The sequence below is a fragment of the Pantoea sp. GM_Pan_3 genome, from assembly GCF_026541045.1.
Taxonomy (GTDB): domain Bacteria; phylum Pseudomonadota; class Gammaproteobacteria; order Enterobacterales; family Enterobacteriaceae; genus Pantoea; species Pantoea anthophila.
Window position 1 is genome coordinate 1,186,350 of the sequence record NZ_JALNVA010000001.1, and the last position, 24,550, is coordinate 1,210,899.

The window sequence follows — 24,550 nt, forward strand, 5'->3', positions numbered from 1 at the left end:
GTGCTGCGGGCACAGGCATTTGCCATTAGCTGGAAGATCACACTGTAATGACTGTGGAATCCCCTGCGCGTGAGGCGTCCCCCTCAGGCAATGAGAATCTGTTACTTCAGGCTGCAGCCCCCCTGCTGAACGCGGTGGTGCAGATTCGTCAGGCAGCCACCCATGACGACCCTGCCGGGCTGCGTCAGTCTCTGATCGATGAAATCCGTCAGTTCGAACAGCGCTGCAAACAGGCCGGACTGCCGTTTGAGATGATTATCGGCGCGCGTTACTGCATCTGCAGCGCGCTGGATGAAGCGGCAGCCCAGACCCCCTGGGGCACCCGCGGCGTCTGGTCGGGCAACGGCATGCTGGTCACCTTTCATAATGAAAGCTGGGGCGGCGAGAAATTTTTTCAGCTGCTGTCACGCATTTCGCAGAGCCCGCAACAGCACCTCTGGCTGCTGGAGGTGGTTCACTACTGCCTGCTGCTGGGCTATGAGGGGCGCTATCGCGGCAGCGAAAATGGCCGAACCCAGTGCGACGGCATCCGTAAGCGCCTGAAAACCCTGATAGATGAAACCCGCGCGCAGCGCGAATCCCCGCAACCGCCGCTGGTGGAGGTGCATCCGCTGGTGAGCACCCTCGCCCGCCCGATGGTGCCGCTCTGGGCTTGCGCCATGCTGGTCGCGCTGGTCGGCTGTCTGATCTACAGTGGCCTGAACTGGCGACTCGGCAATGCGGCAGAGCCGCTGCTGCGCACCATTTATCAGACGCCGCTGCCACAGATCACCGCCGGACGCCGCCCCTCTTCGCCGCAGGCGCTGCTCGATCTGCGTCAGCGCCTGAACGATGTCATCGCGGCCGGTCAGCTCGAAGTCAGCGACGGCGCCTTTGGCAGTAAAGTGATTATCCCGGCGGATAAACTGTTTGCCCAGCAGGGTACGGTCATCAATCCGGTAGGCCGGGCGCTGCTGGCTCGTGTTTCAACCGCGATGAATGATGTCAAAGGCACCATTCTGGTGTCGGTGTTTACCGACGATCATCCGGTGGATAACAGCCGCTTTGCCTCCAGCTACGAGTTCTCATTTGCCCGCGCCCGCGCCATCACCCAGCTTCTGCAGGTGCAGCTGGCTGACGGCCATACGGTTCGTTCTGAAGGCCGCGGCGACAGCGACCCGCTGCTGCCCAACGACAGCAGCGAAAACCGGACCCGCAACCGCCGCGTAGAGATCACCCTTTTTGCCGCGCCTGAAACGCTCAGTAATCACCAGGGAGCCCGATAATGCGCGCCTCACTTCGTCTGTTGTTAACCCACCGCCTGCTGTGGAGTTTTATCGGCGTCACGGCGCTGAGCTGCCTGGTCTGGATGCTGGGCCCGTTCTGGACATGGGACGAGTCACGTCCTCTGGAACCGGCGCTGCCGCGCCAGCTCACCGTCGGCGCACTCTTTTTTCTCTGGATCCTGTTCCAGCTGATCCCGTCACTCTATCGCGCCTGGTTTAACAGCCGCCTGCTGACCCAGCTCCAGCTGGCCGACAATGAAGATCCGGCCGAGCGTCAGATGACCGAAGAGCGGCTTAATCAGCGCTTCAGTGAAGCCGTGATGCAGCTGAAACGCACGCAGTTTGGCCGCCGCCACAGTGGCGGCTGGCTGGCGCGCGTTAACGCCAGCTACCTCTATCAGCTTCCCTGGTATCTGGTGATGGGGGCCCCCGGTGCCGGTAAGACCACCGCGCTGCTGAATGCGGGGCTGGACTTTCCGCTGACCGACACGCTGGGAAAAAATGCCATTCGCGGCGTCGGCGGCACCCGCAACTGTGACTGGTGGTTTACCGACAGCGCCGTGCTGATTGATACCGCCGGTCGCTATGCGCTGCAGGAGAGCCAGCGCGTGCGCGACGCCGCGGAGTGGCACAGTTTTATCAATCTGCTCAAACGCTACCGCACCCGCCAGCCGATTAACGGCGTCATCATGACCATCAGCGTCGCCGACCTGCTGAGTGACTCAGCCGAGGCGCGTTTCGCTCAGGCAAGTGCCCTGCGTGAGCGCATGGCGGAACTGCATCAGCAGACCGGCATTCATTTCCCGGTCTATGTGATGGTGACCAAAACCGACCTGCTGAAAGGCTTTATGAGCTATTTTGGCTCGATGGATAAGGCGCGGCGTGACGCCATCTGGGGCTTCACGTTTAACCGTGAACCGGGCAAATCGCCAAAGAGTGACTGGCATCACCACTTTGGTCAGCAGTTTCAGCGGCTGGAGCAGCAGCTTCAGCAGCAGCTGGCGGATCAGATGACCCAGGAGCGCGACCTGAACCAGCGCGCGGAGTGTTTCCTCTTCCCGCAGGAGTTCGCTTCACTGCGTCCGCTGCTGAACGAATATCTGGATATCGTCTTTTCTGACCATCAGGATGCGGTGGCCTGGAGTCCGCGTGGCCTCTTCTTCACCAGCGGCACCCAGGAGGGGCTGCCCTTTGATCGGGTGATGGGTGAACTGAGCCGTAAGCTGCAGTTGCGCCAGGCGGGCGATCACTCCATCGCGGCGTGGGACAGCGTTAACCGCAGCCGCCCCATCCCCGGCAACAAAGGCCAGAGCTTCTTTATCCGCGATCTGCTGAGCGATCTGATTTTTAAAGAGAGCGGCCTGGCGGGCAGCAATCGCCGCTGGGAGTACCGCAATCAGCTGTTCCACTGGATTGGCTACGGTGTGCTGGCGGGCGCGCTGTTGATCGCCTCCAGCCTGTGGTGCCTCAGCTACTATCAGAATCAGCACTATCTGCAGGAGGTGGCGGCACGGGTGCCGGCCATCCGGTCGCAGAGTCAGCAGGTCATTCATCAGCCTGCAGATAATATTTTTGATCTGCTACCCTTTCTGAATAACCTGGTGAAGCTGCCGCTCTCGCCGCGTTTTTCTCTCGATAATCCACCGCTTACTATGCGGGCGGGCTTATATCGCGGGAGTCAGGTGAGCGATGCGGCCTGGGTGCTGTATCAGAATGCACTCAAGTCGCTGCTGCTGCCGCGCGTGGCCCAGCAGATCACCAATATCCTGCGCAACGATCCGGGTGACGATAACGCCTACAGCCGCAATGCGCTGCGCGCTTATCAGATGCTCTATCAGCCGCGTAATTATGATGGCGAATTTTTACGGGCCTGGCTGCTGCAGAACTTACAGCGCTCGCTGCCCGATTCGGTCAGCGCCCGCGACCTTCAGCAGCTCGACTGGCACCTGAGCCAGCTGCTGGATCAGCAGATTCAGTCGTCGCCCTATGCCCGCGACAATGCCCTGATGATGCGTAAACTGGCGGAAAATCTGAACATTGCGGGCCAGTCGGGCCCGGTGCTGGCGGCGACGCCCCGGCACGCTGCCCCGCAATTTTCCTCGCATAGCGAGTAATGGTGAGGTAAACATGGCTGCTTACACGGCCCCCGGCTGGTATGGCAAGCTGCCGTCGACCGGTGACTTTCTGCACCATCGACTGAGCGAACAGCAGATTAGCCCCTGGAATCACTGGTTTCAGCAGGGACTGATGCACTGGCATCAGCAGGCGTATGCGATCAGCGCGAATTTTCTCCACGCGCCGGTGTGGAACTTTGTTCTGCCGGTGACGGCCACCCGGCCACAGATACAGATGGGCTGCCTGCTGCCCTCCTGTGACCGCGTCGGACGCGCCTGGCCGCTGCTGGCCCTGCACAGTTTTCCGCTGGCGCAGTGGCATCCGGCGCAGCTGCGGATCTCCGGTGACTGGTTTCAGGATCTGGGCGCCACGCTGTTACGGGCGGTGCAGACGCCGCTGAACGGCGAGCAGCTGGAGCAGGCGATTCAGGCGCTGCCCCCGCTGATGGTGCCCGCCCGCAAGCCGTCTGAAATCATGGATGTGATCGGTTTTCAGGACCTGCCCTGCACGCTAAGCTGGCGTGAAGTGGCGGAGCGCTTCGACCCGCAGCAGCATATGAGCTACTGGTGGAGTAATCGCAGTGACGGGTTTGTGCATGCGACCCACAAGCATAGCGGCAACCTCACCGCGCAACTGTTTTCGTTACTGTTCAACCCGGCGGCAGGTTCACAGCCGGGACGTAATGGCCTCTATCCGCCGATGTTCGAATGAGGCCGGATGCGTTTGCCGTTTAATCTGGGATAACTCATGCAATTTACCATTGTGCAGTGCACTACGGATGTTCCGGTCAAAAGCGTCGCGTTTCAGCCGCCTGGCGGCACCATTGGCCGCAGTCAGGATAATGATCTGGTGCTGCCCGATGAGACGCGCGCCATTTCGCGTCTGCAGGCGCTGGTTCATCTGTCGCAGGAGGGCGAGTGTCGCCTGACCAATCAGGGCAGCGTGACGCCAGTGGAGCACAACGGCATTACCCTGGGACGCGGCATGCAGGTGCTGCTGAAACATGGCGATGCGCTGCGGATCGGCGACTATGCGCTGGAAGTGCGCGACCCTGCCTGCCACGCCGCCCAGAGCGATCCGCTGGCGCTGTTTGCCGGTGACAGTGCACAGCCCGCCAATCCGCTCGGCATTCACGAACATCACGACATTGAGGCGCGGCTGCTGGTCAGCGAGGCGGCGCCCGCCCGCCACGAACGCCACAGCGATGCGCGGCTGGCCATCGACCCGCAGGCGAGTGAGCCACGCCGCACGCTGACAGCCCAGCCGGTGGATCAGGATCGGCTCATCGCCGCGCTGCTGGACGGTATGGGTCTGAGCAACGGGCACGCCACGCCGATTGATGAAGAGCAGATGCGGATTACGGGCCGGATGCTGAGCCTCTTCTCGCAGGGCACGGTCGCGCTGCTCTCCTCACGCTCCATTCTCAAGCGCGGCGTGAAGGCAGACATGACGATGATCCTCAACGAGGCCAACAACCCGTTTAAGATCCTGCCCTCCGGGAAGACCGTGCTGATGCAGATGTATCAGAGCCAGATGCCGGGCTTTATGCCGCCGGAACAGGCGGTGCGCGATGCGCTGGTCGATCTGCAGGCCCACCAGCTGGGCATGATTGCCGGCATCCGCGCCATCATCGCCGCGATGCTGCAATCCTTCAATCCGCAGCGGCTGGAGGAGCAGGCGCGCGCCGACGGTGTGGTCTCTAAACTGCCCTTCTCCACCGTGAAGAAAGCGGCGCTGTGGGACTACTTTACCCGTAACTATCAGCGCACCGCCGGGGAAATCGAGGATGATTTCCATACGCTGTTTGGCGAAGCGTTTCTTCATGCTTATGACATGGAAGTTAACCAGTATAAAGATTCTCAGACGCGGGTAGATGAAGCATGAAGATTGTGTTTGCCAGTCGCTGCCAGCAGGGACTCCGCGATGAGAATCAGGATCGCACCGGCGCTGAACTGGATGACCATAAAGCCTGTTTTGTGGTGTGCGATGGCGTCGCCGGTCTGCCGGGCGGCGAGATAGCGGCTCAGCTGGTGCGCGACACCCTGCTGAGTCAGTTGCAGGCGTACGACGCCTTTACCCCGGAAATCACCCATCAGGCGATTGAGCAGTGCCGTCTGGCGCTGCATGAGGCACAGGGTAAAAATCCGAAATTTTCACGCATGAGCACCACGCTGGCGGCCCTGTTTATTGACCGTAAAAAACAGCGTGCATGGTGGGCCCATGCGGGTGACAGCCGGGTTTACCACTTCCGCCGGGGGGTGCTCAACGAGGTGACCCGTGACCACAGTCTGGCGCAGCAGCTGAAAGAAGCAGGCTATGAAAATACCGGCATTAACAGTAATTTACTTTATAATGCGCTCGGTGCTGAGCCGCCTCGCTTAGTGAGCATTTCACAGGAGATGGCGCTGGAGGATGGTGACGCCTTTCTGGTCTGTACCGACGGTTTCTGGCTGAATCTGACCACCGGCGAAATGGAACAGGCGCTGCGCATGGTGAATGCCTGCGAAGAGTGGCTGGCGCTGATGGAGCAGGCGGTCAGCCGCAACGTTAAAAAAGATAATCTCAGCGCACTGGCGGTCTGGATTGGTGAGCCGGAAGAGGCCACGCTGCTCTATTCACTGGCTGATTCGGCGCGCTTTCTGCCGCCTCGTTTTTGATTCCAAGGATCCTTATGAAACTGTGGTTGCCCGGCATCATCACTCTGCTGATTGCCTTTCACGCCCAGGCTGAAAATTATCGTGTGGTCTACTCCCCCAGCCTGGAGCTTGAGGTTTATATCGATGATGTGGTCAGCAAAGCGCCTGACGACTGGTGTAAAGAGACGCTGCCGCTGCGCATCGTCTCTGGCAAGAGTAAGGATTCGGCGGTGCTGACCACCTTTTTGCCGCGCGTCGGCACCCTGCTCGCCAACCAGTGCGGCCTGCTGGATGTGCTGCCCTGGCAGATGACCAGTAAAGAGGGAAGCGTGCTGGCCAGCGGCAGCGCCAGCAAGCTGCAGAACTGGCGGCCTATCGTGATGGCTGATGCCACCGCCAGCGCCAGTGAGAGCAACGCCGCGCCGCTGGACCTGTCGCGGCCGGCTGACAGCACGCCGCTGCAACACTTTGATCTGCCCAGCGGCTGTCATTTTCGTACCGCCTGGGATGAACATGCTCACACCCTGTTTATCCCGGACGTCAGCAAGCAGCAGTGCTCGCCGGATGGCTGGGCAGAAGGCAAAAGTGAGATGACGCTGGTTACACCGGATCAGAAGACGCCGGTCGCCGTCACCTTCTATCAGGGCTATCCCATCGCCAACCTGACGATCCCGGACAGCCGGCTGGAAGTGATTGCCGCCAATAATCAGCGCATGATCGTGACCCGGGCGGATGCCGCAGAGAGCTGGCTGGTGCTGCCCTTTGATGACCAGCATCACGTCTGGCGCTTCAACGGGGCCCTGTTAATCAAAATGGATAAGAATGCTGCGCAGCAGAGTGCTGACGCTGTGAAATCGCGGGTCGATACCTTGCGCAGCCAGTGGGCGCCCTATTTCATGCCACAGCAAAAAGTGAATGTGTTACTCATCGACACCCTGCACGCGGATCTGGTTGATCCTGCCATTGGTGCCTGGCGTAACATCAATTAATTACCGCGCAGCCTGGCGAGCAGGCCGTGTACAGAGAGTTCACTATGTCGGCAAATGAAAATCCGAAAACCATTCCGAATGCCCTGCCTGACGGATACCGTTTTAACGAGTTTGAGATCAAGGAAGTGATTGGCGGCGGCGGCTTCGGCATCGTCTATCGCGCCTGGGATCATCAGCTTGAACGCACCATCGCCATTAAAGAGTATATGCCGGTGTCGCTGGCCGTCCGTGCTGCGGATCTCACCCTGGAATTGCGCGGTGAGCGTTTTCAGAAGCTCTTTAATGCCGGTCTGAACAGCTTTATTCAGGAAGCGCGCCTGCTGGCCCGCTTTAACCATCCGGGCCTGCTGCACGTGCTGCGCTTCTGGGAGCAGAACGGCACGGCCTATATGGGCACGCTCTATTACAGCGGCATGACCCTGAAGGAGTGGCAGCTCACCAGCCCGGAGTCGATCTCTGAAGCCTGGATACGCCGCCTGCTGCCTCCGCTGCTGGGGGCGATCAGCACCATTCATCAGGCGGGCTATCTGCATCGCGATATCTCGCTCGACAATATCCAGATTCAGGAGAATCAGCTGCCGGTGCTGCTCGATTTCGGCTCGGCGCGCAAAGAGATTGGCAACCTCTCTGATGAAACGGAAATCATGCTCAAACCCGGCTTTGCGCCGATTGAGCAGTACAGCGAAGAGGGGGAAGTTGAACAGGGCCCGTGGACCGACATCTACGCGCTGGGCGCGGTACTGCACAGCCTGATTACCCATAATCCGCCGCCGGTCAGCGTGGTGCGCTGTATTGAAGATAACTATCAGCCGCTGGTGGAACGTCAGCCGGAGGGCTACTCGCTGCCGCTGCTCCATGCGATTGACTGCGCGCTGGCGATGAAGCCGGGCGATCGCCCGCAGACGATTGATGCCTTTGCGGCGCTGATTGATCTGCCGGTCAGCGACGTGGAAGCCGTGGTCAACAGCTTCCCGGTTCCCGGTGAACCGCCTGCTGCGCGGGTGGAGGAGCCGGTCGAGGCCGCGCCGCCGGTGGTGATGGCCATGAATCACGCCGCGGCGTCGGCTGAACCGGTGACGCCGCGCACGACGCGCCGGCTGTCGCCCGCCCTGCTGGCACTGGCTGCGGTGGCAGTGCTGGCGACCGGCGCCGCCGTCTGGCTGGCGAACCGTCACAACGCCGCGCCGGAAGCGGCAGGCTCCTCAGCGGTCGTCACGCAGGCGCCCGCCTCTGCGCCGTCAGCGGCCGCCGTTCCCGCCGCGCTGGCAACCGTCTACCTCAAGCTGGAGAGCGGCGAAAGCGTGGTGCTTAACGGCCAGCCGGTGGAGGTCAAACCCGGCAGCAGTGGCTTTGCCGCGCTGAACCTGGCGGCGGGTCAGTATAAAATCGATATTCACAATGGCAGCGTGACCCACTCTCAGTCCCTGACCATTGATAAGCCCGGCACCTGGCTGATCAATCCGGGTAACTGAGTTTCGCGGGCTTGCAGGAGAAAAGAGAAAGGGCGCACGAGGATGCGCCCTTTCTCTGTTAAGAAGGAAAGCGGTGTGTCAGGCCTGTTTCAGGCAGGTTTGCTGTAATGTCCGCACCTGATGCGCCAGTCGGCTCAGCCCCTCCTCCTCCATGCCGCGGCGGGTCAGCTCCTCCTCCAGGGCAAACAGATACTGCGCATTCGAGCCGAGCGGGCCGCTGGCCACGGCAATTAACGGCGCAACCGCATCCGGACAGGAGTCCGACTCATACAAAGGATGACGCGGGTCCATAATAAAGGTCAGCGCCGTGACGCTGCGGCCATCATCCAGCTGGAGCTCACACCAGGTAGGCAGATAGCAGCCGGTGACCATCTCACGCTTCCACAGCAGCGTCAGCTCTTCATGCAGGCGCGCTTCCGGCAGGCGAAAGGCCAGGCCGCTGGTTCTGCCGCCCTGCTTCAGCGCCAGCATGCGGCCGGGATGGGAAGCGGTGCCGCGACCGGCAATCAGTCGCAGACAGAACGCGCGATGCCAGCCTTCCAGCGAACCGGACGCGACCTCATCCGCCTCAAAGATCGGGTTCCACATCAGCGAGCCATAGCCAAAAATCCAGACCGGGCTGTGATCGGGACGGCAGGCCAGCGTGGCGGCCAGCGACGCCGCACGCTGCTCGCAACTCCAGAGCAGCGTCTCTTCGATATCCCCGAACGACGTTTTACAATCCGCTTTTAACAGAAATTCCCGGGTAAGCAATGCGACCTCCTCAACATCAACGGCGTCCTGCGCACCAGCTCCTGTCACCTGATCGCCAGAGGCTTCTGGCGTTTCGGTCATGAAATTGACATTAATCTATTTTCGCGCGGGGTTTCAAGCGTGAGGCGGGTCGCAGCTTAAAAAAAACCAGATAAACCTGATAGCGCAGACGAAAAAAAGGGCCAGCTGATGCCGGCCCTCAGGCGTTGCGGAGAAGCAGCAGGGTTAATGCTTCGGATGCCACTTGTCATCATCGCCCTTTTCATACTCTTTTTTGACGGCGGACCAGGCCACTTTATGTGCCACCTCTTCCCGCGAATCATCGCCGCGTCGATCTTCCGCCTCTTTATACTGATCCCAGGCGCTGTTGAACGCCTGCTGATAGATATCCTGGGCGTGGGCGGGCAGAACGTGTTTAACGTTGTCAGGTAAATCGCTTCGGCTGGCGTAAGGCATAACGGCTCCTCTGTTGACGGATTCCTGTTAAGCCTGGCGCAACTGCGCAAAATTTCAAATCGTCACTTATCCCTGTTTCAGTCTGAAAACCGACTACAGGCGTAACAAAGGCAAATTAACTGCCGATTTTCAGGCACAGAATGCCAGGATGGTCTGGCTGATCGGGAATGTTGCAGACTGATTATTATTACATTATTCGGGATAACTTCAGGTTAATGCAGCTTCAATCGTTTATTGCATTTTAGTAAAAAGCAGTAAATTTTTCCCTGTCGGGCCGGTGAAAAGATAAACTGCGCCCTGCTCCAAAACTGATTATATTTCTAACAGCAGTTCGCGCTGCGTCGGACAATCATTAACCAGAGAGGATGGTGAATGCCTTCACATGAAAAAACACGTCACAAGGAATTCTCGCTGATATTTCCCATTATCACGCTGGGTATCCTCTATTTTTTTGGTGCGCAGACCTCTTTTCCGGTGGTCGTCGGGATTAACCTGCTGGCGCTGGTCGCTATCCTGAGCAGCGCGTTCAGCGTGGTGCGTCACGCCGACGTGCTGGCTCACCGGCTTGGCGAACCCTATGGTTCCCTAATCCTGAGCCTCTCCGTGGTGATTCTTGAAGTGAGCCTGATCTCGGCGCTGATGGCCACGGGCGATGCGGCGCCGGGGCTGATGCGCGATACGCTCTATTCGATTGTCATGATTGTGACCGGCGGGCTGGTGGGCTTTGCGCTGCTGCTGGGGGGCAATAAGTTTGCGACCCAGTACGTCAATCTGGCCGGCGTGAAACAGTATCTGATCGCGATATTCCCGCTGGCGATTCTGGTGCTGGTCTTCCCCAACGCGCTGCCCGGCGGGAATTTCTCTGTCACCCAGGCACTGCTGATTGCGGCTATTTCAGCGGCGATGTATGGCGTTTTCCTGCTGATTCAGACGAAAACCCACCAGAGCCTGTTCGTCTATGAGCATGAGGATGAGAGTGACGATGGTGACCCGCATCACGGTAAACCCTCGGCGCACAGCAGCATCTGGCACACCGTCTGGCTGATCGTACATCTGATTGCGGTCATTGCCGTGACCAAGATGAACGCGAATACGCTGGAAAGCCTGCTGACCGAGATGAATGCTCCGGCGCAGTTCACCGGCTTCCTGGTGGCCCTGCTGATCCTCTCGCCGGAAGGCCTGGGCGCGATTAAGGCGGTGCTGATGAATCAGGTGCAGCGCGCCATGAACCTCTTCTTCGGTTCCGTGCTGGCGACCATCTCCCTGACGGTGCCGGCGGTGACCATCATCGCCACCCTGACCGGACAGGAGCTGATTTTTGGTCTGGAGCCGCCGCAGATGGTGATTATGATGGCGTCCCTGATCCTGTGTCAGATCTCCTTCTCCACCGGCCGCACCAATGTCCTGAACGGCGCGGCGCATCTGGCCCTGTTTATCGGCTATCTGATGACCATCATGCTGTAACAGTACCGGACGTCAGGCGAAAAAAAGAGCGATTTCTCGCTCTTTTTTTATACCGCAGACTTATTTGCTGGTATCGAGTTCCGGGAAGCTTTTCACCAGATCGTCAATCGCTTTCATCTGCACCAGGAATGGCTCCAGCTTATCCAGCGGCAGTGCGGAAGGACCGTCACACAGGGCGTGGTCCGGGTCCGGATGCGCTTCGATAAACAGACCGGCAATGCCGACCGCCATACCCGCACGTGCCAGCTCACCCACCTGGGCACGACGACCGCCTGATGCCGCACCAAACGGATCGCGGGTCTGCAGCGCATGGGTCACGTCGAAAATGACCGGGCTGTTTTTGGTAACTTTCTTCATCACGTTAAAGCCGAGCATGTCCACAACCAGGTTGTCGTAGCCGAAGTTGCTGCCGCGATCGCACAGGATAACCTGCTCGTTGCCGCCTTCTGCAAACTTATCCACGATGTTACCCATCTGGCCAGGGCTGACGAACTGCGGCTTCTTGACGTTGATCACGGCGCCGGTTTTCGCCATCGCTTCCACCAGATCCGTCTGACGCGCCAGGAAGGCGGGCAGCTGGATCACATCGACCACTTCAGAAACCGGCTGCGCCTGAGCGGCTTCATGCACATCGGTGATGATCTTCACACCGAACGTCTGCTTCAGCTCCTGGAAAATTTTCATTCCCTCTTCCAGGCCCGGGCCACGGTAAGAGTGGATCGAGGAACGGTTCGCTTTATCAAAGGACGCTTTGAATACGTAAGGAATACCCAGCTTACCGGTGACGTTCACGTAGTGTTCGCAGATACGCATCGCCAGGTCACGGGACTCCAGCACGTTCATCCCGCCAAACAGCACAAACGGCAGATCGTTTGCTACTTTGATATCACCAATACTCACGACTTTCTGTGTCATGCCCTTTCCTTTTCAGTGGGTCCGCTTAGTGCAGCGTGACCTGTTTTTGTTCGATTGCATGAATCTGAACTTTGATCATTTCGCTGACCGGGTCTTCAGGACACTGCTCAACGAAGTACGTTAAATCATTCAGCGCGATATGTTCGCACTCCAGCTGCGCGTAAATCAGACCGCGATCGCGGATCTCATAGGGATCGTCAGGATCAATACGCAGCAGCACCTGACTGACGTTCAGCGCCAGCTCCATCTTCTTCTCTTCCATTAGCGCCGCTTTCAGGGTATCGAGCATCTTGCGCATCACGGTGACGGTTTTGGCTTCGTCGAGATCGTCATCATACAGGCGTGCGGTCGGGCTGATATTGCCCTTGAGCCACACTTCCAGCGTGTGCCGGTCGAGGGTTTCCCCGTTAAACGGATTGATCATCCACTTGTCGCCATCAATCCAGTCCGCACGCAGAATCAGCTGTGTCGGGAAGATCACCGGCATCAGCGGCAGGTCCAGCTCGGCAGCAATGTGCAGCAGAATGATGCCCAGTGAGACCGCGGTGCCCTGACGGGTCCGCAGAACGTTATCGATCCACAGCGCATCAGAGAGATTGTAGACACCGCTGGCACCGCCAAATCCCCACTGGCGATAGAAGAGCTCCAGCAGCTTTTCGAGCTGCAGATCGGCATCTTCCGTGTGGCTGACATAATCACGGGCTTCGGCGACTAACGCCGCCAGCTGCGCTTCCACCGAGATCGCCGGAAAATCGGCGCGGATGGCTTGCGTTGCGCCAATCACCGCTTCACACAGCGGTGTCTGGCTGAAATCTAATTGTTCGGTCGAGGTCATGCTATCCCCATAACGGCATTTTGGTCAGCGCCAGCGTAATGATGGTCACCAGGGCGATTAACGCCACCAGAAAAGCGATCCAGCGGGTGCGATCAGTGCGTGGACGGCGACTCAATGCCACAAATCCTAAGGCGATGTAGATGATAACCGCTAAAAGCTTCTCCGTCAGCCAGCTTCCTTGCGGTGTGAAGGGATAGAAGTGAGTAATCATCACCAGCGCGACGCCGCTCAGCAGTAACAGGGTGTCATTGACGTGCGGCAGAATGCGGACCCAGCGCCGCGTCAGCAGGGGTGAGCCGCGCCGCAGCCAGTAAAAACGCAGCAGAAACAGCGTTACGGTGATCCAGACCGTCACCAGGTGAAGATTTTTAATCAGGGGATAAAAAGCGATCATGCTGCGTCCTTTTCTCAAGCGCTTTCAGGTAAGAAGTTGTCCCAGGGTCACGCGCGGGTTGCCGCCGTAATCTTCAAGGGTTTCGACGGCCTGATAGCCGTTTTGCTGCATCAGCGCTGCCACCGCCTCGCCCTGCTGCCAGCCATGTTCCAGCAGCAGCCAGCCTCCCGGCAGCAGCCAGGCGGGGGCCTGCTCGATCAGCGTGCGCAGATCGGCCAGCCCCGCTTCGTCGGCGACCAGCGCACTGCGCGGCTCAAAGCGCACGTCGCCCTGCGCCAGATGACTGTCGCTGGCATCGATATAGGGCGGGTTACTGACGATGAGCGCAAACCGCTGCGGCGGCAGGGAGCGAAACCAGTGACTGAGCAGAAAGGTGGTATTGGTGAGGTTAAGCGCCTGCGCATTCGTGCGGGCCAGGGCGACGGCGGCGTCAATCCGGTCCACGCCCGTCACCTGACAGTCGGGACGCTCGCTGGCCAGCGCCAGTGCAATCGCCCCGGTGCCGGTGCCCATATCCAGAATCGCCGCCGGGGTGGCAGGCAGACGCGTCAGTGCCTGCTCCACCAGCAGTTCAGTATCAGGACGCGGGATCAGCGTGGCGTCATTGACGCGCAGCGGCAGCGACCAGAACTCCCGTTCGCCCACCAGATGCGCCACCGGTTCGCCCCGTGCACGACGTGCCAGCAGGCTATCCAGCTGCGCGCGCTGTGCTTCCGTGAGCACGGTCTCATCGAAGGCGATCAGCCAGCTGCGCGATTTACCGGTCACGAAACCTAACAGGATCTCCGCGTCACGCTTCGGGCTGTCGCCACCACACAGCGTGGCGGTCGCCTGTTTCAGCCAGTGACGAATATCCATTAATCCTGACCAGCCAGCGCCGCCAGCTGATCCGCCTGGTACTCCTGCACAATCGGTTCGATCAGGCTGTCAATTTTGCCTTCCATCACTTCATCCAGACGGTAGATGGTCAGGTTGATGCGGTGGTCGGTCACGCGCCCCTGCGGGAAGTTATAGGTACGGATGCGGTCGGAACGATCGCCACTGCCCAGCAGGTTGCGGCGGGTGCTGGCTTCCGCCGCGTGACGGCGGGCCATTTCGGCGGCGTGAATGCGCGCGCCCAGCACGGCCAGCGCTTTGGCTTTGTTTTTATGCTGTGAACGTTCGTCCTGACACTCCACCACGATGCCGGTTGGCAGGTGGGTAATACGAATCGCGGAGTCGGTGGTGTTGACGTGCTGACCGCCTGCGCCCGATGAGCGGAAGGTGTCAATCTTCAGATCGCCGGCATTGATCTCCGGCAGTTCCGCTTCCGGGATCTCCGGCATTACGGCGACCGTACAGGCCGAGGTGTGGATACGACCCTGCGATTCCGTTTCCGGCACGCGCTGCACGCGGTGTCCGCCAGATTCAAATTTCATGCGGCCATAGGCACCGTCTCCGGTCACCCGGGCAATCACCTCTTTGTATCCGCCGTGCTCACCGTCGTTGGCACTGACGATCTCCACACGCCAGCGGCGGGCTTCAGCATAGCGGCTGTACATGCGGAACAGATCGCCCGCGAAGATCGCCGCTTCATCACCGCCGGTACCGGCGCGCACTTCAACGAAACAGGCGCGTTCATCATCGGGATCTTTTGGCAGCAACAGCACCTGCAGCTGCTGCTCCAGGGTTTCGCCCTTCTCGCGCGCCGCCTGTAACTCCTCCTGCGCCATGTCGCGCATTTCGGGGTCATCGAGCATCTGCTGCGCGGTTTCGATATCTTCCTGCACCTGCTGCCAGTCGCGGAAGCAACGGGTTACATCGGTCAGCTGAGCATATTCGCGTGACAGCGCACGGAAACGCTCCTGATCGGCAATCACGCCAGCATCCCCCAGCATCGCTTCCACTTCTTCGTGGCGCTCCTGCAGGGCTTCCAGCTTGGCAACTATAGAGGTCTTCATTAAATGTGGGATTCCCGTAAACAGGTGGCGACAGCAGTGTGCCTAATCGAGACCCAGGCTGTCGCGTAAAATCTGCAAGCGTTCATTATCGCCGTCGCGGGCGGCCTGCTGAAGTGATTTGGTTGGGGCATGTATTAAACGGTTGGTCAGCTTGTGCGCCAGTTCCTGCAGAACTTTCTGCGGATCGGTGCCCTGCTGCAGCGCCTGCAGCGCACGGCCTTCCAGCTCAGCGCGGATCTCATCCGCCTGAGAGCGATATTCCCGGATGGTGTTCACTGCGCCCTGCGAGCGCAGCCACGCCATAAATTCGCTGCTTTCCTGCACCACGATGCTTTCGGCCTGCACTGCCGCCGCTTTGCGCTGCGCCAGGTTCTGCTCGATAATCGCCTGCAGATCGTCCACGCTGTAGAGATAGGCGTTAGGCAGATCGCCCACTTCCGGCTCGACGTCGCGCGGGACGGCAATATCCACCAGCAGCATCGGCTTATTACGACGCGCTTTCAGGGCGCGCTCCATCATCCCCTTACCGATAATCGGTAACGGACTGGCGGTGGAGGAGATGATAATGTCCGCCTCGGCCAGACGGGCGTCGATCTCCGCCAGGGTAATCACCTCGGCACCCACTTCCGACGCCAGCGTTTCGGCGCGCTCGCGGGTGCGGTTGGCGATGATCAGATTTTTGACCTGGTGTTCGCGCAGGTGGCGGGCCACCAGCTCGATGGTCTCACCGGCGCCGACCAGCATGACATTGACGGTGGAGAGTGATTCAAAGATCTGACGGGCCAGCGTACAGGCCGCGAACGCCACCGAGACGGCATTGGCACCGATGTCGGTTTCCGTACGCACGCGTTTGGCCACCGAGAAGGTTTTCTGGAACATGCGCTCCAGTTCACTGCTCAGCGCCTGACCGCGTGAGGAGTCGGCAAACGCTTTTTTCACCTGACCGAGTATCTGGGGTTCGCCCAGCACCAGTGAATCGAGTCCGCTGGCGACCCGCATCAGGTGGCTGACCGCCTCATTATCCTGATGCCAGTAGAGGCTGTTACGCACATCCTCTTCATTCAGCTGATGATAATTGCACAGCCAGCTCACCAGACGCGCCTGTAAATCGGCCTGCTGCTCTACACTCAGGTAGAGCTCAGTCCGGTTACAGGTGGACAGCACCACACCGCTCTGCACCATTGGCTGTGACAACAGGCTGTTTAAGGCCTGCTCAAGCGTCTCCGGCCCGAACGTAACACGTTCGCGCAGAGCAATGGGGGCGGTCTTGTGGTTGATTCCGAGAGCGAGCAGCGTCATGGTGATTTTGGTTGGGATGTCCCAATAATGTCAGGGTTTTGTGAGGCGCATTCTACAAGATGCGACAGATCAAGAAAAGCCATACAAAGGCTATGACTGTAATAAGATTAACCCGATCATACGCAATTTGCTGCATAACAGCATTGACGGTTAAAACCGTGACGGTTAGCGTTATCCGTTGCCAATAATAAATGTGTCCGAGGAGATGACCACTTGATGCTTACTTCACCACGCAATCTGTTGCGCCTTTTGCCCCTTGCCAGCGTGCTGCTGGCGGCCTGTAGCGTCAACAAACCGCAGGGTCCGGGCCCCAGCGTCACCGCGCCGCAGTGGCAACAGCATCAGCAGGCGGTCTCAAAGGTCACGCACTATCAGACCCGCGGCGCCTTTGCCTACCTCTCCGACAAACAGAAAGTGTATGCCCGCTTCAACTGGCAGCAGACCGCGCCTGACCGCTATCGCCTGCTGCTGACCAATCCGCTGGGCAGCACCGAGCTGCAGCTGGATGCGCAGGGCTCGGTCGTGCAGATTGTCGATAACAAGGGCAAGCGTTACGTCAGCAACGATGCACAGAAGATGATTTCTCAGCTAACCGGCATGGACATCCCGCTGGCTAACCTGCGTCAGTGGATGATGGGTCTGCCAGGCGATGCCAGCGACTATCAGCTCAACGAGAGTTATCAGCTGCGCAGCCTGAACTACAGCCGCGACGGTCAGACCTGGCAGGTCTCCATCGCCGGTTACGACAGCAAAGTGACTCCGCCACTCCCTTCCAGCCTGGAGCTGAAAGAGGGTGACCAGCGGATTAAACTGCGCATGGACAGCTGGACCGTTCAATGATCACCCACTGGCCCGCCCCGGCAAAACTGAATCTTTTTCTCTACATTACCGGCCGTCGTCCCGACGGCTATCACAACCTGCAGACGCTGTTTCAGTTTCTCGATTATGGTGACGAGCTGCAGATTCACGCTGACCAGAGCGGTCGCATTCAGCTGTTGACGCCGCTGGCGGGTGTGGCAGACGAGGACAACCTGATTGTGCGCGCCGCGAACCTGCTGAAACAGACGGCGCTGCAGAGCAATCGCCTCTCTGCCAGCGCGGGTGCGCAGATTGCTATCGAGAAGAGACTGCCCATGGGGGGCGGCATTGGCGGCGGCTCGTCTGATGCCGCTACCGTGCTGGTGGCGCTGAATCATCTGTGGCAGACCGGCTTTTCGACAGAAGAACTGGCGGCGATGGGTGTGACGCTCGGTGCTGATGTCCCGGTGTTTGTCCACGGCTTCGCGGCGTTTGCGCAGGGCGTGGGCGAAGAGCTTCAGCCTGCCGACCCGGCTGAAAAATGGTACCTGGTTGCGCACCCTGGCGTGCATATCAGCACGCCGGTGGTGTTCGGCGATCCCGAACTTACGCGTGACACCCCAGCGCGCAGTTTATCGACACTTTTAGCCTCCCCCTTCGCCAACGATTGTGAAGCAGTGGTAAGAAAACGTTTTCGCGAGGTTGATGAGCTTGTTTCCTGGCTGCTAGAATACGCGCCGTCACGCCTGACTGGCACGGGCGCTTGTGTGTTTGCTGAATTTGACACCGAGTCTGCTGCCCGCCAGGTGCTGGAGCTTGCCCCGAATGGGGTGCGCGGATTTGTAGCCCGGGGCGTTAACGTGTCGCCGCTACAGCGTACCCTGCGAGGCGATTAGCAAAAGCGTGACAGTGTCACCACGTTCCGGACACTGCACCTTTTGCATCAACACACCCGTGTGAACGCCCATGACCGTGCACGCCGGTTACGGTCATGTCGTTCATTCTCTGGACGCAAAGCCTGAGGTTCTTCTCGTGCCTGATATGAAGCTATTTGCTGGTAACGCCACCCCGGAACTAGCACAACGTATTGCCAACCGCCTTTACACCAGTCTGGGAGACGCCGCTGTCGGACGTTTCAGCGATGGTGAAGTGAGCGTACAGATCAACGAAAATGTACGCGGTGGTGATATTTTCATCATCCAGTCCACCTGTGCCCCCACCAACGATAATCTGATGGAACTGGTTGTGATGGTCGACGCGCTGCGTCGTGCTTCTGCTGGTCGTATTACCGCAGTCATCCCCTACTTTGGCTATGCCCGTCAGGATCGCCGCGTGCGCTCTGCGCGTGTGCCGATCACCGCTAAAGTTGTGGCTGACTTCCTTTCCAGCGTCGGTGTTGACCGTGTTCTGACGGTTGACCTGCACGCCGAGCAGATCCAGGGCTTCTTCGACGTCCCGGTTGATAACGTATTTGGCAGCCCGATCCTGCTGGAAGATATGATGCAGATCGGACTGGAAAACCCGATTGTTGTTTCTCCCGATATTGGTGGCGTAGTGCGTGCCCGTGCTATCGCTAAACTGCTGAACGACACCGATATGGCTATCATCGATAAACGTCGCCCGCGCGCGAACGTCTCTCAGGTGATGCATATTATTGGTGACGTTGCTGGCCGCGACTGCGTGCTGGTCGACGACATGATCGACACCGGCGGCACGCTGTGCAAAGCGGCTGAAGCGCTGAAAGAGCGTGGTGCCAAACGCGTGTTTGCTTATGCAACCCACCCAATCTTCTCCGGCAACGCGGTTGAAAACCTGCGTAAATCGGTGCTCGATCAGGTGATTGTCTGTGACACCATCCCTCTCTCTGAAGAGATCAGGGCGCTGCCGAACGTGCGCACACTGACCCTCTCAGGCATGCTGGCTGAAGCCATTCGCCGCATCAGTAACGAAGAGTCCATCTCGGCGATGTTCGAGCATTAATCTTCGCGGAAACCGGGCCCTGTGCCCGGTTTTTTTATGCCTGTTCCTGCCCGCTTAACTCTCTTCTTTTTCTGAGATTGGCGCGATAAATTTTCCCGTTCGCCCCGGTTTGCAACGCCACGCACTCTTTTCATCAATGGCCTCGTTTCCCGCTTCTGCCCGCTGCCGTTAAATGGTACTTTGCTGCCCATTTCTCATCAGAACCCGGCCATCATGACTCTCGATATCTATACCCTGTTTATTTGCGAGCTCTATGTGCTGGGCTTTTTAAGCCTGATCATGATCTTTGCCTGGGTCGGATCGCAGTACGATCGCGTGCTGGGCTTTACCCTGCTGTCGCTGGTCCTGACGCTGGTGGCGGTCTTTTTAAGCAGCCTGCGCAGCAGCGGCTTCCATTTTCTGCCGGTGGCCGTCGGGAACGTGCTGGTGATGCTGGCCTATGGCGGGTTGCTGAATGCCTTTCGCCGCTTCTGTGACAAACCCATTGGCAGCCACTGGCTGCTGGGTGCCCTGCTCTGGGCGCTGCTCTGCTGTTTCCCGGCATTTTACGACAGCCTGCCGAAACGGGTAGTGGTGCTCTGTCTTGCCTGCGTCGCCTATACCGCCGCCCTGATCCAGCTGGTCTGGCTGGCTCGTGACACGCTGAAAGCCACCTTCTGGCCGGCTCAGCTGCTGCTCTGGATCCATCTGCTGTTCCATCTGGCCCGGCTGTTTCTGGATAACGCCGTTGCCAGCGGGCTGCCAGGCGCGATTGGCGGGTCGGCTTTCTCGGTTTACGTTATCCTGGAGTCGATTCTGTTTGTTATTGGCCTCACCTTCACCATTCTGGCGATGGTGAATGAACGGATGCAGCAGACCCTGAAACATGCTTCCCTGCACGACCCGCTGACCCGCGTCTGGAACCGCCGCGCCCTGTTCAGCGAAGCAGAGAACATTGCGGCGCGATGCCATCGCCAGAACCGGCCCTTCAGCGCTATCCTGTTCGACCTGGACCATTTCAAAAGCATCAACGATCGCTACGGGCATCAGCAGGGCGACCAGATTCTGATCCACTTTTGCGAGGTGGTGAACGCACTGATTCCAACGGGGGGACGTTTTGCGCGACTGGGCGGAGAGGAATTTGCGGCCATCATTCCGGCGACGGCACAGGAGACAGAAGCGTGGTGTGAGACAATCCGGCTGGCGGTCTGTGCATCACAACATAATGCGATTGCCTATTCGGTTAGCATTGGCTTTGCCACGGCCACACATCATCAGCAGGGTTTTGAAGCGTTACTGGTGCAGGCGGATGCGGCGCTCTACCACGCCAAGGCCAGCGGCCGGAACCGCACAGCGCAGCATCCGCTGCCTGCTGCCATTATTTAGTGGTGTGAGTTATGTGACCGGCGGCAGCGCTGGTCATAGTGACGCACCCAGTAATAACGATCTTCAATCTTTTCCCGGCCACTGACCCGGGCGCCCACCAGCCAGAGCAGCGCACCAATAAAGATGCTGAAGATAGCGCCCTGCGCCAGAGACTGAGGCAGATCGAGCGCGGGCAGCTGGTTCATAATAGAGAAACCGACGCCCAGAACCATGGTAACTAATCCCAGTACCATTAGCGTGTTACCCGCTACACGGCAGTGATGATGTTTCATAATGCACCTCCATCCATAAGAGCCAATAACCGCACACAATGTTAAGTGTCATAAGTTTAGGCAATGGCTCAGCCCCGCGATGCGGGCTGGATCACACATCAACCATAAAGCTTCGCCTGGTCCTGATTGCAGACTGTTGATTCCGATAGAAAATGATTAATCACGCTGATGAACCATTTGACTGCTTCTGCTTTGTCATCTCGCCTGTCGCGAAGTAAACTAACGCCCTTTCGCGATAACAGCAGGATAATCATTGTGAGCAGCATTAAACTGATTGTGGGACTGGCCAATCCTGGCGCTGAATATGCCGCCACGCGCCATAATGCGGGTGCCTGGTATCTGGATTTACTGGCGGAACGCCACAATCAGTCTCTGAAAGAGGAAGGCAAATTCTATGGCTACACCGCCCGTCTGGCGATAGCCGGAGAGGATGTCCGCCTGCTGGTGCCGACCACCTTTATGAACCTGAGCGGTAAAGCGGTGGCGGCGATGGCGACCTTTTATCGCATCGCGCCTGAAGAGATTCTGGTGGCGCATGATGAACTCGATTTACCGCCCGGCGTCGCGAAATTTAAGCAGGGTGGCGGCCACGGCGGCCATAATGGTCTGAAAGACATCATCAGCAAACTGGGCAACAACAACAATTTTCACCGCCTGCGCATCGGTATCGGTCATCCCGGCGATCGCAATAAGGTGACCGGATTTGTGCTGGGTAAACCGCCCGTCAGCGAGCAGAAGCTGATTGATGAGGCGATTGATGAGGCGGCGCGCTGCACTGAGCTGTGGCTGAAAGAGGATCGCATCAAAGCCATGAACCGGCTGCACGCCTTCAAACCTGCTTAAACGCCCGAATCGTCGCAATTCCGTGTATAATGCGCGGAATTTTTCAATTCTTCTCCGACAGCTCGCCATCGGGCGCACTGTCCATCCAGTTATAAAGGGTATCAAACCATGGGATTCAAATGCGGTATCGTGGGCCTGCCGAACGTCGGTAAATCCACTCTGTTTAACGCGCTGACCAAAGCGGGTATCGAAGCGGCTAACTTCCCCTTCTGCACCATTGAGCCTAACACGGGCGTGGTGCCCATGCCTGACCTGCGTCTCGACCAGCTCTCGGAGATTGTTAAGCCGCAGCGCGTGGTGCCGACTACCATGGAATTCGTCGATATCGCGGGTCTGGTGAAAGGCGCGTCTAAAGGTGAAGGCCTGGGTAACCAGTTCCTGACCAACATCCGTGAAACCGAAGCGATCGGTCACGTGGTGCGCTGCTTTGAAAATGACAACATCATCCACGTCGCGGGTAAAGTTAACCCGGCGGAAGATATCGACGTGATTAACACCGAGCTGGCACTCTCTGACCTTGATACCTGTGAGCGTGCGATTCAGCGCGTGCAGAAGAAAGCCAAAGGCGGCGACAAAGATGCAAAAGCCGAGCTGGCTGCGCTGGAAAAATGCCTGCCGCACCTTTCTGAAGCGGGCATGCTGCGCTCTCTGAATCTGGATGCCGATGAGAAAGCGGCGATTCGCTATCTGAGCTTCCTGACCCTGAAACCGACCATGTACATTGCTAACGTTAATGAAGACGGTTTTGAGAACAACCCCTATCTGGATCAGGTTCGCGCTATCGCAGCAGCGGAAGGTTCAGTGGTGGTACCGGTGTGTGCCGCAGTGGAATCTGATATCGCCGAGCTGGAAGATGAAGAGCGTGACGAGTTCATGGCGGAGCTGGGACTGGAAGAGCCGGGCCTGAACCGCGTGATCCGCGCCGGTTACGCCCTGCTGAATCTGCAGACCTATTTCACCGCAGGCGTGAAAGAAGTGCGTGCCTGGACTATCCCGGTGGGCGCGACTGCCCCTCAGGCTGCCGGTAAAATTCACACCGACTTCGAAAAAGGCTTTATCCGCGCGCAGACCATCGCATTTGATGACTTTATCTCCTGCAAGGGTGAACAGGGTGCGAAAGAAGCCGGCAAGATGCGTTCAGAAGGGAAAGAGTACATCGTGAAAGATGGCGATGTGATGAACTTCCTGTTTAACGTCTGATTCGCTTCTGTTTTCTCATGCGATATCAATGAATCGTATGTAGGCTTGAAAACTTCATAAAATCCACGCGGTTGCGTGGATTTTTCTTTTCATAATGTCTCAACCCATCTCATAAAGCGCAGTCAAAAATGAGAACAGGCATGAGTACGATTTTCTTCCATTGACTCGCAGAGCGATTCAATAAGTGTGTTCTATCCGTCAATTGAACTCCCGGCTCAAAGCAGACCTTCAGCCCAGTTAACTTGTCCATTCCGTGCCATAAGCGGATACTGAACCGATAAATAATCTGTCTGATTTTCCGCCTTTGCCAGGATTAGTATTTACTCATTAACTAACGAGCTTTTGTTGCACCGTTTTGCATCGCGTAAGAGATACTAAATGACACGAAATCTGCGAGATGAGCATCGATTTCATTGCTGCTTATCACTGGCTGCACGCATACCAGGATGAACCCAAGTTGAGTCGCACGAATGGTGTCAAATTCTTCCTGGAGTGACCGCGGATCGCCAATATAAGTCTGGACGTCGACTTAAAACTTTTCCCATTCGATCCGCCATATCTGCAAGGAGTACAGATAAATTGCAATAAAAAAGGGCTTAAGTAGCGTTCAAAAGCATCAGGTATCAGCCTTGATATCTGAACTCATTCCTGTGGCATCCGAGCCTGCTACTGGGACGAATTCATGTTCACACGTTCATTCGCCCGCCATAGATTTCATCGGGTGCATTTCAGCTTTTATTGCCAGGTTGCTTAAAAAGAGTTTGCTTCATAATTTTGTCAACCTGGGGGACCAGGGGCATTTCCCCAGCCAAAAATGAGTGGATCGCACTGTCGATAATCTCGCGAGTGAGCACAGGCTCTTCCACGATGATTTGCAAACCAATGCCGCTACGATAGCCAGATTGAATGCGGTAGCCATGAGTAACTATAGGCGGATTGTCGCGCATGACTTCGGCCAAGCGTTTATCAATGTACTCGAAATAGGTTAATCCATCGAACTGAGGGTAAGAAACGCGCGTACGTTCTATCACCGTATGGCTAATCACCTTCCCATTAGTATTAAAGTTTGACGTTGTATCCATGCGGGCTTCATCTTCCTGCTGGCTTTGGTTCAACATTGCATGAGCTTCTTCAAATACCAGATTTTCCGCAATATCCGCACGCGCTACGTCAATGGTAATGATCTCCGCATTCCAGTACAGATCTGGAGAATTACCCAGGAATAAAACATCGCTCCAGGTCCACACCCAACCTGCAGCAATGGCCTCGGCATTTTCAGAATCGCAATCATCATAATGCAGTCCTCCGCAGCGCTGACGCTCGCGGTAGATCAGATTCTTAACGTGTTGTGTACGGGCGCGACGCTGACGGCGGGAAAGTGTATTAAATGGTTTTTTTCTGCGGATCATGGTTCGCTCTGCGCGTAGTCGCTGGGAGGAATCCAGCCGCACAGTTTAGCTAATGGGAATAAGGAAATCCACTTGCTAACAAGAGATCAAAAAGTATAGGGGCTTGGGCAATATGTCGCATATCATTAATGCGTAGAGACGAAGTCAATG

Annotated in this window: 24 protein-coding genes; 14 read left to right on the forward strand and 10 right to left on the reverse strand. The window is 57.8% G+C overall.

All coding sequences use genetic code 11. The features are described 5' to 3' along the window. Positions 1-47 precede the first annotated feature (47 nt). The 7 genes from icmH to OXR04_RS05660 are packed head-to-tail and all read left to right on the forward strand — an operon-like array spanning position 48 to position 8,477. The gene (gene icmH, locus OXR04_RS05630; RefSeq protein WP_009090602.1) at positions 48-1,265 is read left to right on the forward strand and encodes a type IVB secretion system protein IcmH/DotU; all 1,218 of its coding nucleotides are present in this window, start codon (positions 48-50) and stop codon (positions 1,263-1,265) included. After that, positions 1,265-3,379 (forward strand): type VI secretion system membrane subunit TssM, encoded by a 2,115-nt coding sequence (tssM, locus tag OXR04_RS05635; protein ID WP_009090605.1) that lies wholly within the window; start codon positions 1,265-1,267, stop codon positions 3,377-3,379. The genes icmH and tssM overlap by 1 nt, the downstream gene beginning before the upstream one ends. A 13-nt stretch (positions 3,380-3,392) precedes the next feature. Beyond that, on the forward strand, positions 3,393-4,091 hold the full coding sequence (gene tagF, locus OXR04_RS05640; RefSeq protein ID WP_267369420.1) for a type VI secretion system-associated protein TagF: 699 nt from the start codon (positions 3,393-3,395) through the stop codon (positions 4,089-4,091). Between the two features lie 36 nt (positions 4,092-4,127). Beyond that, the gene (tagH, locus tag OXR04_RS05645) at positions 4,128-5,264 is read left to right on the forward strand and encodes a type VI secretion system-associated FHA domain protein TagH (RefSeq protein ID WP_009090609.1); all 1,137 of its coding nucleotides are present in this window, start codon (positions 4,128-4,130) and stop codon (positions 5,262-5,264) included. Beyond that, complete coding sequence (locus OXR04_RS05650; RefSeq protein WP_267369421.1) at positions 5,261-6,037, forward strand: PP2C family serine/threonine-protein phosphatase; 777 nt, start codon at positions 5,261-5,263, stop codon at positions 6,035-6,037. Before tagH ends, OXR04_RS05650 begins: the two co-directional genes overlap by 4 nt. Positions 6,038-6,051: 14 nt before the next feature. Beyond that, the gene (locus OXR04_RS05655) at positions 6,052-7,005 is read left to right on the forward strand and encodes a hypothetical protein (protein ID WP_009090613.1); all 954 of its coding nucleotides are present in this window, start codon (positions 6,052-6,054) and stop codon (positions 7,003-7,005) included. A gap of 44 nt (positions 7,006-7,049) precedes the next feature. Continuing rightward, positions 7,050-8,477 carry a serine/threonine-protein kinase gene (locus OXR04_RS05660; RefSeq protein ID WP_267369422.1) on the forward strand — a complete coding sequence of 476 codons (1,428 nt, stop codon included), beginning with the start codon at positions 7,050-7,052 and terminating at the stop codon, positions 8,475-8,477. A 78-nt stretch (positions 8,478-8,555) separates the two neighbouring features. On the opposite strand, the gene OXR04_RS05665 is transcribed toward OXR04_RS05660, so the two are convergent. After that, entirely contained in the window at positions 8,556-9,230 is a 675-nt protein-coding gene (locus OXR04_RS05665; RefSeq protein WP_167428348.1) for a gamma-glutamylcyclotransferase, read from the reverse strand. A 225-nt stretch (positions 9,231-9,455) separates the two neighbouring features. Continuing rightward, positions 9,456-9,686, reverse strand: coding sequence for a putative cation transport regulator ChaB (chaB, locus tag OXR04_RS05670; protein ID WP_009090618.1), 231 nt, complete (start codon positions 9,684-9,686; stop codon positions 9,456-9,458). Positions 9,687-10,058: 372 nt separating this feature from the next. Here chaB and chaA point away from each other — a divergent pair, with 372 nt between their 5' ends. Beyond that, on the forward strand, positions 10,059-11,150 hold the full coding sequence (gene chaA, locus OXR04_RS05675) for a sodium-potassium/proton antiporter ChaA (RefSeq protein WP_009090620.1): 1,092 nt from the start codon (positions 10,059-10,061) through the stop codon (positions 11,148-11,150). Positions 11,151-11,210: 60 nt separating this feature from the next. Here the strand turns inward: chaA and kdsA are convergent, their stop codons facing one another. The 6 genes from kdsA to hemA are packed head-to-tail and all read right to left on the reverse strand — an operon-like array spanning position 11,211 to position 16,533. Continuing rightward, positions 11,211-12,065, reverse strand: a complete 855-nt coding sequence (gene kdsA, locus OXR04_RS05680) for a 3-deoxy-8-phosphooctulonate synthase (protein ID WP_167430933.1) — start codon at positions 12,063-12,065, stop codon at positions 11,211-11,213. A 25-nt stretch (positions 12,066-12,090) separates the two neighbouring features. Beyond that, on the reverse strand, positions 12,091-12,900 hold the full coding sequence (sirB1, locus tag OXR04_RS05685; RefSeq protein ID WP_009090623.1) for an invasion regulator SirB1: 810 nt from the start codon (positions 12,898-12,900) through the stop codon (positions 12,091-12,093). A gap of 1 nt (position 12,901) precedes the next feature. Then, entirely contained in the window at positions 12,902-13,294 is a 393-nt protein-coding gene (locus OXR04_RS05690; protein WP_009090625.1) for a SirB2 family protein, read from the reverse strand. 24 nt (positions 13,295-13,318) lie between these two features. Further along, positions 13,319-14,152 (reverse strand): peptide chain release factor N(5)-glutamine methyltransferase, encoded by an 834-nt coding sequence (prmC, locus tag OXR04_RS05695; RefSeq protein ID WP_046101689.1) that lies wholly within the window; start codon positions 14,150-14,152, stop codon positions 13,319-13,321. Then, positions 14,152-15,234, reverse strand: coding sequence for a peptide chain release factor 1 (gene prfA, locus OXR04_RS05700; RefSeq protein ID WP_154928094.1), 1,083 nt, complete (start codon positions 15,232-15,234; stop codon positions 14,152-14,154). Before prfA ends, prmC begins: the two co-directional genes overlap by 1 nt. Positions 15,235-15,276: 42 nt before the next feature. Further along, positions 15,277-16,533: a glutamyl-tRNA reductase gene (gene hemA / locus OXR04_RS05705; RefSeq protein ID WP_009090632.1), complete on the reverse strand. Its 1,257-nt coding sequence runs from the start codon at positions 16,531-16,533 to the stop codon at positions 15,277-15,279. A 216-nt stretch (positions 16,534-16,749) separates the two neighbouring features. On the opposite strand from hemA, the gene lolB reads away from it, so the two are divergent. The 4 genes from lolB to OXR04_RS05725 all read left to right on the forward strand — a co-directional run bounded on the left by lolB (position 16,750) and on the right by OXR04_RS05725 (position 20,676). Further along, the gene (gene lolB / locus OXR04_RS05710) at positions 16,750-17,373 is read left to right on the forward strand and encodes a lipoprotein insertase outer membrane protein LolB (RefSeq protein WP_009090634.1); all 624 of its coding nucleotides are present in this window, start codon (positions 16,750-16,752) and stop codon (positions 17,371-17,373) included. Beyond that, positions 17,370-18,227 (forward strand): 4-(cytidine 5'-diphospho)-2-C-methyl-D-erythritol kinase, encoded by an 858-nt coding sequence (gene ispE, locus OXR04_RS05715; protein ID WP_267369423.1) that lies wholly within the window; start codon positions 17,370-17,372, stop codon positions 18,225-18,227. Before lolB ends, ispE begins: the two co-directional genes overlap by 4 nt. Positions 18,228-18,363: 136 nt before the next feature. Further along, complete coding sequence (prs, locus tag OXR04_RS05720; RefSeq protein ID WP_009090638.1) at positions 18,364-19,311, forward strand: ribose-phosphate diphosphokinase; 948 nt, start codon at positions 18,364-18,366, stop codon at positions 19,309-19,311. 213 nt (positions 19,312-19,524) lie between these two features. Beyond that, the gene (locus tag OXR04_RS05725) at positions 19,525-20,676 is read left to right on the forward strand and encodes a GGDEF domain-containing protein (RefSeq protein WP_267369424.1); all 1,152 of its coding nucleotides are present in this window, start codon (positions 19,525-19,527) and stop codon (positions 20,674-20,676) included. Here the strand turns inward: OXR04_RS05725 and ychH are convergent. Next, a complete protein-coding gene (gene ychH, locus OXR04_RS05730) occupies positions 20,673-20,948 on the reverse strand; it encodes a stress-induced protein YchH (protein ID WP_009090642.1) in 276 nt (91 codons plus the stop codon). The genes OXR04_RS05725 and ychH overlap by 4 nt on opposite strands. Positions 20,949-21,203: 255 nt before the next feature. Between ychH and pth the strand changes: the two genes are divergently transcribed. Both pth and ychF read left to right on the forward strand, forming a co-directional pair. Then, complete coding sequence (gene pth / locus OXR04_RS05735; RefSeq protein ID WP_009090644.1) at positions 21,204-21,791, forward strand: aminoacyl-tRNA hydrolase; 588 nt, start codon at positions 21,204-21,206, stop codon at positions 21,789-21,791. 108 nt (positions 21,792-21,899) lie between these two features. Continuing rightward, positions 21,900-22,991: a redox-regulated ATPase YchF gene (gene ychF, locus OXR04_RS05740; RefSeq protein WP_267369425.1), complete on the forward strand. Its 1,092-nt coding sequence runs from the start codon at positions 21,900-21,902 to the stop codon at positions 22,989-22,991. A 728-nt stretch (positions 22,992-23,719) separates the two neighbouring features. Here the strand turns inward: ychF and OXR04_RS05745 are convergent. Beyond that, the gene (locus OXR04_RS05745) at positions 23,720-24,400 is read right to left on the reverse strand and encodes a hypothetical protein (RefSeq protein ID WP_058956600.1); all 681 of its coding nucleotides are present in this window, start codon (positions 24,398-24,400) and stop codon (positions 23,720-23,722) included. Between the last annotated feature and the right edge of the window lie 150 nt (positions 24,401-24,550).

What these genes read in the sequence shown, in the direction of transcription:
- kdsA (WP_167430933.1), bottom strand. Translation starts at nt 12,065, where the DNA reads ATGACACAGAAAGTCGTGAGTATTGGTGATATCAAAGTAGCAAACGAT.
- OXR04_RS05690 (WP_009090625.1), bottom strand. Translation starts at nt 13,294, where the DNA reads ATGATCGCTTTTTATCCCCTGATTAAAAATCTTCACCTGGTGACGGTC.
- ispE (WP_267369423.1), top strand. Translation starts at nt 17,370, where the DNA reads ATGATCACCCACTGGCCCGCCCCGGCAAAACTGAATCTTTTTCTCTAC.
- chaB (WP_009090618.1), bottom strand. Translation starts at nt 9,686, where the DNA reads ATGCCTTACGCCAGCCGAAGCGATTTACCTGACAACGTTAAACACGTT.
- icmH (WP_009090602.1), top strand. Translation starts at nt 48, where the DNA reads ATGACTGTGGAATCCCCTGCGCGTGAGGCGTCCCCCTCAGGCAATGAG.
- tssM (WP_009090605.1), top strand. Translation starts at nt 1,265, where the DNA reads ATGCGCGCCTCACTTCGTCTGTTGTTAACCCACCGCCTGCTGTGGAGT.
- tagH (WP_009090609.1), top strand. Translation starts at nt 4,128, where the DNA reads ATGCAATTTACCATTGTGCAGTGCACTACGGATGTTCCGGTCAAAAGC.
- prfA (WP_154928094.1), bottom strand. Translation starts at nt 15,234, where the DNA reads ATGAAGACCTCTATAGTTGCCAAGCTGGAAGCCCTGCAGGAGCGCCAC.
- OXR04_RS05725 (WP_267369424.1), top strand. Translation starts at nt 19,525, where the DNA reads ATGACTCTCGATATCTATACCCTGTTTATTTGCGAGCTCTATGTGCTG.
- hemA (WP_009090632.1), bottom strand. Translation starts at nt 16,533, where the DNA reads ATGACGCTGCTCGCTCTCGGAATCAACCACAAGACCGCCCCCATTGCT.
- lolB (WP_009090634.1), top strand. Translation starts at nt 16,750, where the DNA reads ATGCTTACTTCACCACGCAATCTGTTGCGCCTTTTGCCCCTTGCCAGC.
- sirB1 (WP_009090623.1), bottom strand. Translation starts at nt 12,900, where the DNA reads ATGACCTCGACCGAACAATTAGATTTCAGCCAGACACCGCTGTGTGAA.
- ychH (WP_009090642.1), bottom strand. Translation starts at nt 20,948, where the DNA reads ATGAAACATCATCACTGCCGTGTAGCGGGTAACACGCTAATGGTACTG.
- OXR04_RS05660 (WP_267369422.1), top strand. Translation starts at nt 7,050, where the DNA reads ATGTCGGCAAATGAAAATCCGAAAACCATTCCGAATGCCCTGCCTGAC.
- OXR04_RS05745 (WP_058956600.1), bottom strand. Translation starts at nt 24,400, where the DNA reads ATGATCCGCAGAAAAAAACCATTTAATACACTTTCCCGCCGTCAGCGT.
- chaA (WP_009090620.1), top strand. Translation starts at nt 10,059, where the DNA reads ATGCCTTCACATGAAAAAACACGTCACAAGGAATTCTCGCTGATATTT.
- tagF (WP_267369420.1), top strand. Translation starts at nt 3,393, where the DNA reads ATGGCTGCTTACACGGCCCCCGGCTGGTATGGCAAGCTGCCGTCGACC.
- prmC (WP_046101689.1), bottom strand. Translation starts at nt 14,152, where the DNA reads ATGGATATTCGTCACTGGCTGAAACAGGCGACCGCCACGCTGTGTGGT.
- OXR04_RS05655 (WP_009090613.1), top strand. Translation starts at nt 6,052, where the DNA reads ATGAAACTGTGGTTGCCCGGCATCATCACTCTGCTGATTGCCTTTCAC.
- OXR04_RS05650 (WP_267369421.1), top strand. Translation starts at nt 5,261, where the DNA reads ATGAAGATTGTGTTTGCCAGTCGCTGCCAGCAGGGACTCCGCGATGAG.
- ychF (WP_267369425.1), top strand. Translation starts at nt 21,900, where the DNA reads ATGGGATTCAAATGCGGTATCGTGGGCCTGCCGAACGTCGGTAAATCC.